Source organism: Hydrogenophaga sp. IBVHS2 (genome assembly GCF_002127215.1).
In the GTDB taxonomy this organism is placed as follows: Bacteria; Pseudomonadota; Gammaproteobacteria; order Burkholderiales; family Burkholderiaceae_C; genus Hydrogenophaga.
Map to the genome: position 1 here is coordinate 309,666 of NZ_NFUT01000001.1, position 13,720 is coordinate 323,385.

Sequence of the window (13,720 nt, forward strand, 5' to 3'; positions counted from 1 at the left end):
ATAATGGAAGGCTTTCTGGCCCCCGGGGGCGCTCGGGCATCCGCCCGCGCTGCCGGCGGACCGTCGCCAGCCGAGGTGGATGCATGCCCGAATTGCCCGAAGTCGAGGTCACCCGACGCAGTTTTGCCGAGCGCATCAGCGGCGCCCGGGTGCAGTCGGTGCGCATGGGCAAGCCGCTGCGCTGGCCTCTGGGTGCCGATCCGGCGTCACTCGGCGGCCAGACGGTGCAGGGCGTGGACCGGCGCGGCAAGTACCTGCTGGTCCGCCTCGATGCCGCCGTGCTGCTGCTGCACCTGGGCATGTCGGGCAGCCTGCAGTTCGCGACCGATTTGCCGCCCCCCGGACCGCACGACCATTTCGATCTCCACACCGACCGCGGCCTGCTGCGCCTGCACGATCCGCGCCGTTTCGGGGCCGTGGTCTGCGTGCCCGATCTGGCCGACCCCCGGGCCCGCAAGCTGCTGGACGGGCTGGGTGTGGAGCCGCTGGAGGCCGGCTTCGATGCGGCGGGCTTCCACCGTGCGCTGCAGCAGCGCCGTGCCGCCATCAAGCAGGTGCTGCTGGCCGGCGACATCGTGGTGGGCGTGGGCAACATCTATGCGTCGGAGGCGCTGTTCATGGCCGGCATCCGGCCCACCGTGCGGGCGGACCGCATCAGCCGGCCGCGCGCCGCCCGGCTGCATGCGGCCATCGTGCAGGTGCTGCACAAGGCGGTGGCGCTGGGCGGCAGCACGCTGCGCGATTTCTCCAGCGCCGAGGGGCAGAGCGGCTACTTCCAGCTCGATGCCCAGGTGTATGGCCGGGCGGGTGAGCCGTGCCGTGTGTGTGCCGCGACGGTCCGCCAGATCCGCCAGGGCCAGCGGTCCACGTTTTTCTGTCCCGCCTGCCAGAAGCCCTGACGGCCGGTCGATCCGGGGGTTCGGGCCGCACACCCGGCCGGGTATCGGGTGCTATATTGATCCGCAGCCTGCCCGCGACCTTCATCACACCCATGAGCTTCATCCAGGAATTCGATCAGCATGGCGCCTGGCGCCGCCAGTTTGCGTTGCGCCTCAAGCTGCTGTCGGAATGGCTGGTCGACAACGACCTCATGGAGCCGGGGGTGCGTGAACGGCTGGACCAGCTGCATGCGCAGGTGCGCAACGACAAGATCATGGTGGCCTTCGTGGCCGAGTTCTCGCGCGGCAAGTCCGAGCTGATCAACGCCATGTTCTTTGCCGGTTACGGCCGCCGCATCATGCCGGCGAGCGCCGGGCGCACCACCATGTGCCCGACCGAGCTGGGCTACGACCCCGAGATTCCCCCCTGCCTGCGCCTGCTGCCCATCGAGACCCGGCTGCAGCCGCAGTCGCTGCTGGATTGGCGCGCCGCCACCGAGAAGTGGGAGCGCGTCGATCTGGACGTGAACGACCCCAAGCAGCTGGCCAAGGCGATCCAGAAGGTGTCCGAAGTGCGCCGGGTGTCGCAGGACGAGGCCCGTTCGCTGGGCTTCTGGAGCGACGAGACGCCCGAAGACAACCCGCTGCCGGGCAGCGACGGTCTGGTGGAGGTGCCCAAGTGGCGCCATGCCCTCATCAACATGGCGCACCCGCTGCTCAAGCAGGGCCTGGTGATCCTGGACACGCCGGGCCTCAACGCCATCGGCGCCGAACCCGAGCTCACGGTGAGCCTGCTGCCCCAGGCCCACGCGGTGGTGTTCATCCTGGGAGCCGACACCGGGGTGACCAAATCCGACCTCACCATCTGGCGGCAGCACCTGGCGGTGGCTTCGGCCGATGCGGCTTCGCGGCTGGTGGTGCTCAACAAGATCGACACGCTGTGGGACGCCCTGTCCACACCGGAACAGGTGCAGCTGCAGATCGCGGCGCAGCGGGTGGATTCGGCCGAGATCCTGGGCGTGTCGCCGCGGCAGGTGCTGGCGGTGTCGGCCCAGAAGGGCCTGCTGGCCAAGGTCAATGGCGACGACAACCTGCTCGACGCCAGCAACCTGCTCGAGCTGGAGCACGCACTCGGCGAAGACCTGCTGGCCCAGCGCCGGCGCATCCTGTCCTCGGCCGTGGCCGCCGGCATCCGTTCCCTGCAGGTCGAGACCGGCCGCATGGTGCACGCCCGCACCCGCGACCTGGTGGAGCAGATCCAGGAACTCGAAGGCCTGCGTGGCAAGAACGCCGGCGTCATCAAGCAGATGCGGCTGCGCATCGAGCAGGAGCAGGGGGAGTTCGATGCCAGCGGCGCGCGCATCCAGGCGGTGCGTTCGGTGCACCTGCGACTGCTCAAGGACCTGTTTGCCCTGCTGGGGTCCACCCATCTGCGCAACGAGGTGTCGGCGCTGGCCAAGGCGCTCAAGGCGCCCGGCATCAAGCTCGGCGTGCGCCGTGCCTACGACGACACCTTCAGCCGCCTGCGGGCCGATCTGGACAAGGCCCAGCGCATGGCGGCCGACATCCAGGCCATGCTGGATGGCAGCTTCCGCAGCCTGAATGCCGAATACGGTTTCTCGCTGCAGGTGCCCACGCCGCCCGACCTGGCCCGTTTAGGTCAGGAGCTGGTGCTGATCGAGAAGAGCCACCTCCAGTACCTCAGCCTGGGCAACGCCCTGCGTCTGGCCCAGCCCGAGTTCGCCGAGCGGCTGGCCCGTGCCCTGATGAGCCGCCTGCGCACCGTGTACGACAGCGCGGTCAACGAAGTGGAGATCTGGAACAAGTCGGCGGCGGCGCAGTTCGACAGCCAGCTGCGCGACCGGCGCCGGCACTTCACACGCCGGATCGAGGCGGTCTCGCGCATCCAGCAGGCCGCCGGCGGTCTCGACGAGCGCATCACCGAGCTGCAGGGCATGCAGGCGGCGCTCACCCAGGTGGATGCCAAGCTGGCCGAACTCACCGAGCTGCTCACTGCACCGGTGACCGAAGACACCGCCGAGCCGCTGCCGGTATGACGGGCGCGGGCCGCCCCGTGCCGGCAGAGGCGCCGGCGGGGCTTCCGGCCGGCTTCGCGCCGGCACTCATCGCCTGGCAGCGCCGGGAGGGCCGTCATGGTCTGCCCTGGCAGGGCACCCGCGACCCTTACCGCGTGTGGCTGTCGGAAATCATGCTGCAGCAGACGCAGGTCTCCACCGTGCTGTCGTACTACCCGCGTTTCCTCGCGCGATTCCCCGATGTGGCGTCGCTGGCGGCTGCCCCGGTGGACGATGTCATGGCCCTGTGGAGCGGCCTGGGTTACTACAGCCGGGCCCGCAACCTGCACCGGTGTGCCCAGGCCGTCATGAAGGACTGGGCGGGCGCCTTTCCGCAGCGCTCGGCCGATCTGGCCACGCTGCCCGGCATCGGGGCGTCCACCGCCGCCGCCATCGCATCGTTCTGCTTCGGGGAGCGGGTCTCCATCCTCGATGGCAATGTGCGGCGCGTGCTCACCCGCCTGCTGGCCTTCGACCGGGATCTGGCCCAGGCCGGCCCCCAGCGCGAGCTGTGGGAGCTGGCCCAGGCCCTGGTGCAGCCCGATGCCGAAGCCGATGACATGGTGGCTTACACCCAGGGCCTGATGGACCTGGGGGCCACCGTGTGCACCCGGACCCGGCCATCGTGCGCGCTGTGCCCGGTGCAGGACCTTTGCGAGGGGCGGCGCAGCGGCGATCCGACCCGTTTCCCGGTGCGCACCCGTCGCCTGAACCGGCGCTTCGAGGCCTGGTGGCTGCTGCTGATCGAACGCCCCTCGGACGACGGACACACCGAGGTCTGGCTGCACAAGCGACCGGAGCGCGGCATCTGGGCCGGGCTGTTCTGCCCGCCGGTGTTCGACAGCCGCGAGGCCCTGTGCGCGGCCGTCCCGTCCGCCATGGCCGAGCTGCTGCACGATGGCGATGCCGTGGCCCATGCACTCACCCACCGCGAACTGCGGCTGCACCCGGTGTCGCTGCAGTGGCCGGCCCAGGCCGATGCACCCGGCGCTGCGGCATCGGGCCAATGGGTACGCCGCGATCAGATGACCCAGGTGGGCCTGCCGGCGCCGGTGCGCCCCTGGCTGGCCGCCTGAGGCCCTCAGACCCTCAGTCCTGCCCGGGGCGCGGCCAGTGGTCGGATTCGCGGTGCCGCACGCGCAGCGTCCAGCGCCCGCCGAAGTGCTGCGCCAGTTTCTCGGCCAGGTACACCGACCGGTGCTGCCCGCCGGTACAGCCCAGCGCCACGGTGACGTAACTGCGGTGGTCGCGCACCATGGAGGGCAGCCACGCTTCGAGGAAATCGGTGATCTGCGCCTGCATGCGCTTCACCTCGTCCTGCGCCGCCAGGTACGCCGCCACGGGGGCGTCCCGGCCGGTCAGCGGCTTGAGTCCGGGTTCGTAGTGCGGGTTGGGCAGCATGCGCACGTCGAACACGAAATCCGCGTCCATCGGGATGCCGCGTTTGAAGGCAAACGATTCGAACACCAGGGTCAGCGGCCGGGCCTCGGGCCCGACCAGATCCTGCAGCTGCTGGCGCAGGTTGAGCGGCCGCGCCAGGCTGGTGTCGAGCACCAGCGACTGTTCGCGCAGCTCGGCCAGCAGTTCGCGCTCGCGTTCGATGGCCTCGATCAGGGCGTTCTGCGGGTCTCCCTCGGCGCGCCGGACGACCGACAGCGGATGGGCGCGCCGCGTTTCAGAGAAGCGCCGCACCAGCGTGTCGGTGGTGGCGTCCAGGAAGATGGAGGTGACCTGCAAGGGGCGGTCCTGCCGCTGGCGCAGGCCCTGCAGCTTGGCCGGCAGCCCGGGCAGGGCGTCGGCGCTGCGCACATCCATCGCCACCGCCACGCGGCGGGCCTGCCGGTTCTGCTCGAGTTCCATGAAGGCCGCCAGCAGTTCGGGCGGCAGGTTGTCCACGCAGTAGAAGCCCAGGTCTTCCAGCGCGGCCAGGGCCACCGACTTGCCGGAGCCGGACATGCCGGTGATGAGCACCAGCTGCCGGGGGGACGCGGGGGTGGGGCTCATGCGCCGAGCAGCTCGCGCGCGTGCGCCAGCGAAATGTCCGAGGACTCACCGCCGCCCAGCATGCGGGCGAGTTCGCGCACCCGCGCGTCCTGGTCGATGGGCTGCACCGTGCTGAGCGTCTGCTGACCCTGGCGCTGCTTGCTCACCTGCAGATGGTGGTGGGCGCAGGCGGCCACCTGCGGCAGGTGGGTCACGGCCAGCACCTGGCGATCCCGGCCGAGCTGCTGCAACAGCCGTCCCACGGTATGGGCCACCGCTCCGCCGACGCCGGAATCGACCTCGTCGAAGATCAGGGTGGGCGCCTGGCCCAGCTGGCTGGTCACCACCGACAGCGCCAGTGCGATGCGCGAGAGCTCGCCGCCCGAGGCCACCTTGCCCACCGGGCGCGGCGTGGCCCCGGCATGGCCAGCCACCCGGAACTCGACTGCCTCCCAGCCGTGGGCCTGGGCTTCTTCCAGCCGCGACAGGCCGACCTCGAAGCGCCCGCCCTGCATGCCCAGCGTCTGCATGGTGCTGGTCACGGCTTCCGACAGCCGTGGCGCGGCCTTCTCTCGGGTCTGGCTGACCTTGCGTGCAGCGCCTTCGAAGGCTTTCCAGGCCGCGCGTTCGGTGGCCTGCAGCGCATCCAGGTCCAGCGCAGCGTCCAGGCCGGCCAGCTCGGTCTTCCACTGCGCATGCAGTGCGGCCAGTTCCTCCGGCGGACGTCGGTAGCGGCGCGCCAGCGACACCCACTGGCCCAGGCGTTCGTCCAGCGCGGCCAGTCCGGCCGGGTCCAGGTCGGTGTGGCGCTGGAGCTGGTGCAGCTCGTGCACCGAGTCCTGCACCTGGGCCAGGGCGCCTTCCAGGGCCTCCAGCGGGGCCCGGAAACGCGGTTCCACCTCCACCAGCCCTTGCAGCGCCGCCACGGCGCGGCTGATGAGGGTGGAGGCACTGCCATCGTCCTCGTCGAGCACCTGCACCGCCAGCGCGGTGGCGTCGATCAGCGACTGGGCATTGGCCAGGCGGGCATGCTGTGCGTTGAGCTCGACCCACTCGTCCGGCCCCGGTGCGAGCTTGTCGAGTTCGGCAATCTGCCACTGCAGCCGCTCCGCGTCCTGCTGCAGGCTGGCCTGCTGGTCGCGGGCCGCATCCAGCGCCTTGCGGTGCTGCCGCCAGGCCTGCCAGGCCTGGCGCACCGGGCCGAGGTCGGTACCGGCATAGGCATCGAGCAGTTCGCGTACCGCATCGGCCCGGGTCAGGCTCTGCCAGGCGTGCTGGCCGTGGATGTCCACCAGGTGGTCGGCCACGGCGCGCAGCTGGGTGGCGGTGGCGGCGCTGCCATTGATCCAGGCACGGCTGCGGCCCTCGGCGTCCACCGTGCGGCGCAGCAGCAGGGACTCGTCGGCGGCGAAGCCCTGCTCCTCCAGCCAGGGGGCCAGGGTGGCGGGGCTGTCGAACTCGGCGGCCACCTCGCAGCGCTGCGCGCCTTCGCGCACCACACCGGCGTCGGCCCGGCTGCCCAGGGCGAGCTGCAGTGCGTCGATCAGGATGGACTTGCCGGCGCCGGTTTCACCGGTGAGCACGCTGAAGCCGGACGACAGGTCCAGGTCCAGGCTTTGCACGATCACGAAATCCCGCAGGGCGATGCGTCGAAGGCTCATGGTGGGGCTGGAGACAGGGTGACAGCGGCGAGTCGCAAAACGCCATTGTCGTGCAGGCTCAGCCCCCTTCGTTCCAGTGGAGTTTCTTGCGCAGGGTGTCGAAGTAGCTCCAGCCGGCCGGGTGGAGCAGGCGCAGGGCGTGTTCCGACTTGCGCACCACGATGCGGTCGCCGTGCAGCAGGCTGGTCAGCGACTGCATGTCGAAGTTGGCGCTGGCGTCGCGGCCGGAGACGATTTCCACCGCGATCTCGCAGGTGTAGGGCAGCACCACCGGCCGGTTGGACAGGGTGTGCGGGGCGATCGGCACCATCACCCAGCCGCCGATGCCGGGGTGCAGCAGCGGTCCGCCGGCCGACAAGGCATAGGCGGTGGAGCCGGTGGAGGACGCGATGATCAGGCCGTCGGCGCGCTGGTTGGCCACGAAATGGCCGTCGACCTCCACCCGCAGCTCGATCATGCTGGCCACGCCGCCGCGGTTGACCACCACATCGTTGAGAGCGGTGGCCTCGAACACGCAACGGCCGTCGCGCCAGACGCTGGCCGCCATGAGGGCGCGCGAATCTTCCTCGAAGTTGCCGTGCAGGATGGCGCGCAGCGAGTCGCGGTAATCCTCGAAGGCGATGTCGGTGATGAAGCCCAGCCGCCCCTGGTTGATGCCCACCAGCGGCACGCCGTGGCGGGCCAGCTGCCGGCCGATGCCCAGCATGGTGCCGTCGCCGCCGACCACCAGTGCCAGGTCGCACTGGGCGCCGATGGCGGCCACACTGAGTGCCGGGAAGCTGGCCAGGCCGGTGTTGAGCGCGGTCTGTTCTTCCAGCGACACCACGCAGCCTTCGTCCTGCAGGAAGTGGGCGATCTCGTCGACCGCCTTGCGCGAGCCGGGGGCGTGGTACTTGCCGACGATCACCACATGGGCAAAGCGCAGCGGGCGTCGTTGCCGGCTGGCAGCGGGGCGGGACGGGGCGGGCGAGGGCATGGGCAAATTACAACATAGGGCTGTGGCGCCCCAGGGGCGGCGCCCGTCCGTAAAATCCCTTCCATGCTGGACGATCGCGCCAAGTTGTTGCTCAAGGCCCTGGTGGAGCGGTACATCGCCGACGGCCAGCCCGTGGGCTCGCGCACACTGGCCAAGGCCACCGGCATGGACCTCTCGCCGGCAACCATCCGCAACGTCATGAGCGACCTGGAGGAGCTGGGCCTGATCGCCAGCCCGCACACCTCCGCCGGCCGCATTCCCACCGCACGCGGCTACCGGCTGTTCGTCGACACCATGCTCACCGTGCGCCGCGAGAGCCTCATGGCCCCGGTGCCCGACATCTCGGCGCCCAACATCGACCCCAGCCAGCCGCACCGGGTCATCAGCCATGCGGCCAACCTGCTGTCCAACCTGTCGCAGTTCGTGGGCGTGGTCATGGCGCCCCGGCGCACCTCGGTGTTCCGCCACATCGAGTTCCTCAGCCTGTCGGAGCGGCGGGTGCTGGTGATCATCGTCTCGCCGGACGGCGACGTGCAGAACCGCATCATCCACACCCAGGTCAACTTCACGCAGTCGCAGCTGCTGGAGGCCGCCAACTTCCTCAATGCCCATTACGCCGGCCTCACCATGGAAGCGGTGCGGGAGCGCCTCAAGACCGAACTCGACGCCCTGCGCGGCGAGATCGCCGAGCTCATGCAGGCCGCGGTCAACATCGGTGCCGAGACCGACACCGGCCCGGATGAGGTGGTGGTGGCCGGCGAACGCAACCTGCTGTCGGTCTCCGAGTTCTCCAGCGACATGGGCAACCTGCGCCGGCTGTTCGACCTGTTCGAGCAGAAGACCCAGCTGGTGCGCCTGCTCGATGTGTCGGCCCAGGCCGACGGCGTGCGCATCTACATCGGCGGCGAGAGCCAGGTGGTGCCCTACGAAGACCTGTCGGTGGTCACCGCCCCGTACGAAGTGGATGGGCAGGTGGTCGGCACGCTGGGCGTCATCGGCCCGCAGCGCATGCCCTACGACCGCATGATCCAGATCGTCGACGTGACGGCCAAGCTGGTCAGCAACGCCCTGAGCCACGGCAAGTAACGCCTACAATCCGCCGCTTTCGGGCCGTTAGCTCAGTTGGTCAGAGCAGGGGACTCATAATCCCTTGGTCGTTGGTTCAAGTCCAACACGGCCTACCAACCGGCTTCCTCGCGAGGTCGTGTCCGGAGTAGCAGCAAATCCGGCGAGGTTTGCAAAACCCTCGAAAATGCTGCTATACTTCAAGGCTTCGCGGCTGTAGCTCAGTTGGATAGAGTACTTGGCTACGAACCAAGGGGTCGTGGGTTCGAATCCTGCCAGCCGCGCCACTACAAAAAGCCTGCAGCCACAAGCTGCAGGCTTTTTTCTTGTCTGCCTGCGTTGCGTTCATGCGGGACCGTTCATGAGCAAAGCCTTCACCAAAGAGTCCGACTCGGACGACGATGACGAAGCCGGCGGCCTGCCGCCGCTGCCGCCCGGCGGCAAGAACTACATCACCCGGCCCGGCTACGACCGGCTGCGCGCCGAGCTGTTCCAGCTCATGGACGAAGAGCGCCCGAAGATCGTGGAGATCGTGCACTGGGCCGCGAGCAATGGCGACCGATCCGAGAACGGCGACTACCTCTACGGCAAGAAACGCCTGCGCGAGATCGACCGCCGCATCCGCTTCCTGACCCGCCGGCTGGAGATCGCCGAGGTGGTCGATCCTTCGCTGCACCACGGCAACGACCAGGTGTTCTTCGGTGCCACCGTGACCTACGCCGACGAGCAGGGTCATGAGACCACGGTGACCATCATGGGGGTGGACGAGGCCGACAGCGCCAGCGGACAGATCAGCTGGATCTCGCCGGTGGCCCGTGCGCTGATCAAGTCACGGGTGGGCGATGTGGTGAAGCTGGCGGTGCCCGGCGGGCTGCAGGAGCTGGAAATCCTCGACGTCCGCTACCCGGCGCCGGGCTGACCCGACCGCGTTCAGGTCTTGGCCGGCTTGAAGCGCTGGGCCTTGATGACCGAGGGCGTGCGCTTGAGGCTGCGCAGCACGTCGGCCAGGTGCTGGCGGTCGCGCACGGCCACCGAGAAACGGATGTCGGTGGCGGTCTGGGCCGGCTCGTCGCCCATGTCCACATGGGTGATGTCGCCTTCGGCCGAGGCGATGGCAGCGGCCACGCGGGCGAGCACACCCTTGCCGTTGGTGACGGTCACCACCAGGGTGGTGTCGAAGGGGCGGGTGGGTTCGTCGGCCCATTCCACCTCGAGGAAGCGTTCGGCGTCGCGGGCGCGCAACCGGCGCGCCACGCCGCAGTCCTCGGCATGCACCACCAGACCTTCGCCCCGGCCCAGGTAGCCCACGATGCGATCGCCCGGGATGGGCTTGCAGCAGCTGGCGTACTGGACCGACAGGCCCTCGCTGCCATCGAGCGTGACCACGCCATGGGCCAGGTTGTCCTCCTGGCCGGTCGCGTAGCGCTCGGTGCTGATCAGCACCGTGTCGGGCTTGACGCCGGTCTCGCTCAGCAGCACCGCCAGCTTCTTGCCCACCATGCTGGCAATGCGTCTGCCCATGCCGATGTCGGAGAGCAGTTCCTCGCGGCTGCGGTTGCCGGTGAAGCGCAGCAGCTTGTCCCAGGTGACTGCGTGTTCGCCGTCGGCCGCCGGCAGCTGGGCGATGCCTTCGGAGCGCAGCGCCTGGCCCAGCATGCGTTCGCCCAGTTCCAGCGAATGCTCCTGGGCCACCGTCTTGAGGTGGTGGCGGATCTTGGATCGGGCCCGGCCGGTCTTCACGAAGGAGAGCCAGGCCGGGTTGGGCTGGGCCTTCTCGTCGGTGATGACCTCCACCACGTCGCCGTTGGACAGTTCCGTGCGCAGCGGACGTTCCTCGCCGTTGATGCGGGCCGACACGGTGCGGTTGCCCACGTCGCTGTGGATGGCGTAGGCAAAGTCCATCACCGTGGCGCCGCGCGGCAGGGCCATGATCTTGCTCTTGGGCGTGAACACATAGACCGCATCAGGGAACAGGTCGATCTTGATGTGGTCCCAGAACTCGCTGGCGTCGTGGGTTTCCTGCTGGATGTCCAGCAGCGACTGCAGCCACTGGGTACCCAGGCGCTGCGACATGTCGCTGTTGGGCTCGCTGGCCTTGTACAGCCAGTGGGCCGCCACACCCGATTCCGCCACCACATCCATGGCGTGGGTGCGCAGCTGGAATTCGATGTTGGTGCCGAAGGGACCGATGAGCGTGGTGTGCAGCGACTGGTAGCCGTTGACCTTGGGGATGGCCACGTAGTCGCGGAACTTGCCGGGCAGGGGCTTGTAGAGCTGGTGCAGCGTGCCCAGCGCGGTGTAGCAGTCGGTCAGGCCCGGCACGATGATGCGAAAGCCGTAGATGTCGGTCACTTGCGAGAACGACAGGTGCTTGCTGTCCATCTTGCGGTAGACCGAATAGAGCGTCTTCTCGCGGCCCATGATGCGGACCTGCATGCCTTCGCGCGCAAATGCCGCTTCCACCTCGCGCTGCACCCGGCTGATCAGGTCGCGGCGGCGGGTGCGGGACTTGTTGAGCGCCTTGGACAGCACCTCGTACCGCCAGGGCTTGAGGAAACGGAAGGCCAGGTCCTGCAGTTCGCGGTAGGTGAAGTTCAGGCCCAGGCGGTGTGCGATGGGGGCGTAGATCTCCAGCGTCTCGCTGCTGATGCGGTGCCACTTGCTGCGCGGCATGTCGCCCATGGTCCGCATGTTGTGGGTGCGGTCGGCCAGCTTGATGAGGATGACGCGAACATCCTTGGCCATGGCCAGCAGCATCTTGCGGAAGGACTCCGCCTGGTTCTGCTCGCGGGTGTCGAATTCCAGCTTCTCGAGCTTGGTCAGTCCGTCCACGATGTCGGCCACCGGGGCGCCGAAGCGCTCCACCAGCTCCTGCTTGGTCACGCCGCAATCCTCGATGGCGTCGTGCATCAGTGCCGCCATGAGGGCCTGCGCGTCGAGCTTCCACTCGGCGCACTGGGCGGCCACCGCGATCGGATGGGTGATGTAGGGGTCGCCGTTCTTGCGCAGCTGGCCGAGATGGGCCTCGTCGGCGAACCGGTAGGCCTGGCGGATGCTTTCGATGTCGGCTGCGCCCAGGTAGTCCAGCTTGCCCAGCAGCGCGGCAAAACTGGCCGCTGCCGCGCTCTCGGCCGGCCGTGCAATCGGGGAGGGCATGACCCCTGTCGGGGTGTCTGACATCATCCCGATACTGTAGCGTGAGATCCAATGCCGGCGCAGCCGCATGGGCTGCGGCCGTACCGGCGAAAAAAAACACCGCCGAGGCGGTGTTTCTTGGCGGGTGCGCTGGCGCTCAGACCGGCACCTTCTTGAGCATCTCCAGGCCGACCTTGCCTTCGGCGATCTCGCGCAGGGCGGTCACGCCCGGCTTGTTCTTGCTCTCGATCTTGGGCGCGTGGCCCTGGCTCAGCATGCGGGCACGGTAGGTGGCCGCCAGCACCAGCTGGAAGCGGTTGGGGATCTTTTCCAGGCAATCTTCAACGGTGATGCGTGCCATGAGGGCTCCGGGTGTCAGTGGATGTTCAGCGCCGAGAAGGTGTCGCTGCGGGCGATGCGCTGGGCCGAATACCGCAGTCTCTGCGCGTGGACGATGGCCTTGAGGTCGAACAAGGCCCGTTCAAATACTTCATTGATTATAACGAAGTCGAATTCCCGGGCGTTGGCCATCTCGGTGGCGGCATTCTGCAGCCGCAGCTCGATCACCTCGGCGCTGTCCTCTGCCCGGCGCTCCAGGCGCGACCGCAACTCCTCCCAGCTGGGCGGGAGGATGAACACCAGCACCGCGTTGGGAAAGATGCGCTTGACCTGGATGGCGCCCTGGAAATCGATCTCCAGCACCACGTCGGCGCCCATCTTCATGCGCTGCTCGATCGCCTGTTTGGAGGTGCCGTAGCGGTTGCCGTGCACCTTGGCCCATTCCAGGAAGGCGTCCTGCACCACCATCTGGTCGAAGGTCTCGTTGCTGACGAAGTAGTACTCGCGCCCATGGAGCTCCTGGCCGCGCGGGGCGCGGGTGGTGTGCGAGACCGAAGGCTGCACACGCGAGTCCAGCTCCATCAGGGCCTTGACGAGGCTGGATTTGCCCGCCCCGCTGGGGGCTGCGACGACGAACAGGTTGCCGGGGTATTGCATCAGGGGGTCATTCGATGTTCTGGACTTGCTCGCGCATCTGTTCGATCAGGACCTTCATGTCCACCGAGATGCGGGTGAGTTCGATGCTGGAGGACTTGGAGCCCAGCGTGTTGGCTTCCCGGTGCAGTTCCTGGATCAGGAAGTCCAGGCGCTTGCCCAGTTCGCCGCCTGCCTTGAGCAGCCGCTCGATTTCGTCCAGATGCGAGCCCAGCCGGGTGAGTTCCTCGGCCACGTCGATGCGGATGGCGTAGGCCGTGGCCTCGTTCAGGGCCCGGTCGCGGGCCTGTTCGGTGGCACCGGCGGATGCGGCATCGCTGCCCAGCGCCTCGTTCCAGCGGTCCAGGAATCGCTGGCGCTGCTGGGCCACCAGCTGGGGGATCAGGGGGGCGGCGTCCAGGGCCAGTTGACGCAGCTGTCCCAGCCGGTCGGTCAGCATGGCGGCCAGGCGGGCGCCTTCGCGGGCCCGTGCCTTGCGCAGCGCATCGACCGCCTCGGCGGCCAGCGCCAGCAGCGGCTCGTGCTGGTCACCCATCGGGGCACCCTGGCGTCCGGTGAGCTGCAGCACGTCGGCCACCGACAGGGGGGCCGCGGTGGGCAGCCATGAGCGGATGGCATCCTGCGCGCTCACCAGCCGCTGAAGGTCGGTCACGGCGGGTGCACGCAGGCCCGACTCGTTGCGGCCCTCGATCCAGGCCCGCAGTTCGACCTTGCCCCGCTTGAGGCGGGCGTTGAGCAGTTCGCGCAGGGCGGGCTCGCTGCCGCGCAGCTCTTCCGGCAGCTTGAAGACCAGATCCAGGAAACGGCTGTTGACCGAGCGGATTTCCAGGCCCAGACCGTGGCCCGCCGGGGCCCCGGCGGCCTCGGCCGACGGCGCCGTGTGGGCCGTGGCGAAACCGGTCATGCTGTAAACTGCCATCGCACTGGGCCCGATCCAAAGGAGTGGTCCGAAAC

At 68.7% G+C, this 13,720-nt stretch carries 12 protein-coding genes and 2 tRNA genes; 7 read left to right on the forward strand and 7 right to left on the reverse strand.

What is annotated here, in order from left to right:
* Positions 1-83 precede the first annotated feature (83 nt).
* From mutM to mutY, 3 genes are all read left to right on the forward strand, one after another.
* Positions 84-899 (forward strand): bifunctional DNA-formamidopyrimidine glycosylase/DNA-(apurinic or apyrimidinic site) lyase, encoded by an 816-nt coding sequence (gene mutM, locus CAP38_RS01510; RefSeq protein ID WP_086119116.1) that lies wholly within the window; start codon positions 84-86, stop codon positions 897-899.
* A gap of 92 nt (positions 900-991) precedes the next feature.
* Positions 992-2,935: a dynamin family protein gene (locus tag CAP38_RS01515; RefSeq protein WP_086119713.1), complete on the forward strand. Its 1,944-nt coding sequence runs from the start codon at positions 992-994 to the stop codon at positions 2,933-2,935.
* The gene (gene mutY / locus CAP38_RS01520; RefSeq protein ID WP_086119117.1) at positions 2,932-4,029 is read left to right on the forward strand and encodes an A/G-specific adenine glycosylase; all 1,098 of its coding nucleotides are present in this window, start codon (positions 2,932-2,934) and stop codon (positions 4,027-4,029) included. Before CAP38_RS01515 ends, mutY begins: the two co-directional genes overlap by 4 nt.
* 13 nt (positions 4,030-4,042) lie before the next feature.
* Here the strand turns inward: mutY and rapZ are convergent, their stop codons facing one another.
* From rapZ to CAP38_RS01535, 3 genes are read right to left on the reverse strand one after another with little or no spacing between them, the layout of a single operon-like run.
* Positions 4,043-4,957: an RNase adapter RapZ gene (gene rapZ, locus CAP38_RS01525; RefSeq protein WP_086119118.1), complete on the reverse strand. Its 915-nt coding sequence runs from the start codon at positions 4,955-4,957 to the stop codon at positions 4,043-4,045.
* The gene (gene recN, locus CAP38_RS01530) at positions 4,954-6,597 is read right to left on the reverse strand and encodes a DNA repair protein RecN (RefSeq protein WP_086119119.1); all 1,644 of its coding nucleotides are present in this window, start codon (positions 6,595-6,597) and stop codon (positions 4,954-4,956) included. Before recN ends, rapZ begins: the two co-directional genes overlap by 4 nt.
* 58 nt (positions 6,598-6,655) lie before the next feature.
* On the reverse strand, positions 6,656-7,573 hold the full coding sequence (locus CAP38_RS01535; protein WP_086119120.1) for an NAD kinase: 918 nt from the start codon (positions 7,571-7,573) through the stop codon (positions 6,656-6,658).
* Between the two features lie 63 nt (positions 7,574-7,636).
* Between CAP38_RS01535 and hrcA the strand changes: the two genes are divergently transcribed.
* The 4 genes from hrcA to greB all read left to right on the forward strand — a co-directional run bounded on the left by hrcA (position 7,637) and on the right by greB (position 9,557).
* Complete coding sequence (gene hrcA, locus CAP38_RS01540) at positions 7,637-8,659, forward strand: heat-inducible transcriptional repressor HrcA (RefSeq protein WP_086119121.1); 1,023 nt, start codon at positions 7,637-7,639, stop codon at positions 8,657-8,659.
* 21 nt (positions 8,660-8,680) lie between these two features.
* Positions 8,681-8,757 (forward strand) — tRNA-Ile (locus CAP38_RS01545).
* Between the two features lie 91 nt (positions 8,758-8,848).
* Positions 8,849-8,925, forward strand: a tRNA-Arg gene (locus tag CAP38_RS01550).
* Between the two features lie 74 nt (positions 8,926-8,999).
* Complete coding sequence (gene greB, locus CAP38_RS01555) at positions 9,000-9,557, forward strand: transcription elongation factor GreB (protein WP_086119122.1); 558 nt, start codon at positions 9,000-9,002, stop codon at positions 9,555-9,557.
* 11 nt (positions 9,558-9,568) lie between these two features.
* Here the strand turns inward: greB and CAP38_RS01560 are convergent, their stop codons facing one another.
* The 4 genes from CAP38_RS01560 to CAP38_RS01575 form a co-directional block, all read right to left on the reverse strand.
* Positions 9,569-11,794 carry a bifunctional (p)ppGpp synthetase/guanosine-3',5'-bis(diphosphate) 3'-pyrophosphohydrolase gene (locus tag CAP38_RS01560; RefSeq protein WP_256924185.1) on the reverse strand — a complete coding sequence of 742 codons (2,226 nt, stop codon included), beginning with the start codon at positions 11,792-11,794 and terminating at the stop codon, positions 9,569-9,571.
* A 136-nt stretch (positions 11,795-11,930) separates the two neighbouring features.
* The gene (rpoZ, locus tag CAP38_RS01565; RefSeq protein ID WP_086119124.1) at positions 11,931-12,134 is read right to left on the reverse strand and encodes a DNA-directed RNA polymerase subunit omega; all 204 of its coding nucleotides are present in this window, start codon (positions 12,132-12,134) and stop codon (positions 11,931-11,933) included.
* A gap of 14 nt (positions 12,135-12,148) precedes the next feature.
* The gene (gmk, locus tag CAP38_RS01570; RefSeq protein ID WP_086119125.1) at positions 12,149-12,769 is read right to left on the reverse strand and encodes a guanylate kinase; all 621 of its coding nucleotides are present in this window, start codon (positions 12,767-12,769) and stop codon (positions 12,149-12,151) included.
* 7 nt (positions 12,770-12,776) lie between these two features.
* Positions 12,777-13,685 carry a YicC/YloC family endoribonuclease gene (locus CAP38_RS01575; RefSeq protein WP_086119126.1) on the reverse strand — a complete coding sequence of 303 codons (909 nt, stop codon included), beginning with the start codon at positions 13,683-13,685 and terminating at the stop codon, positions 12,777-12,779.
* Between the last annotated feature and the right edge of the window lie 35 nt (positions 13,686-13,720).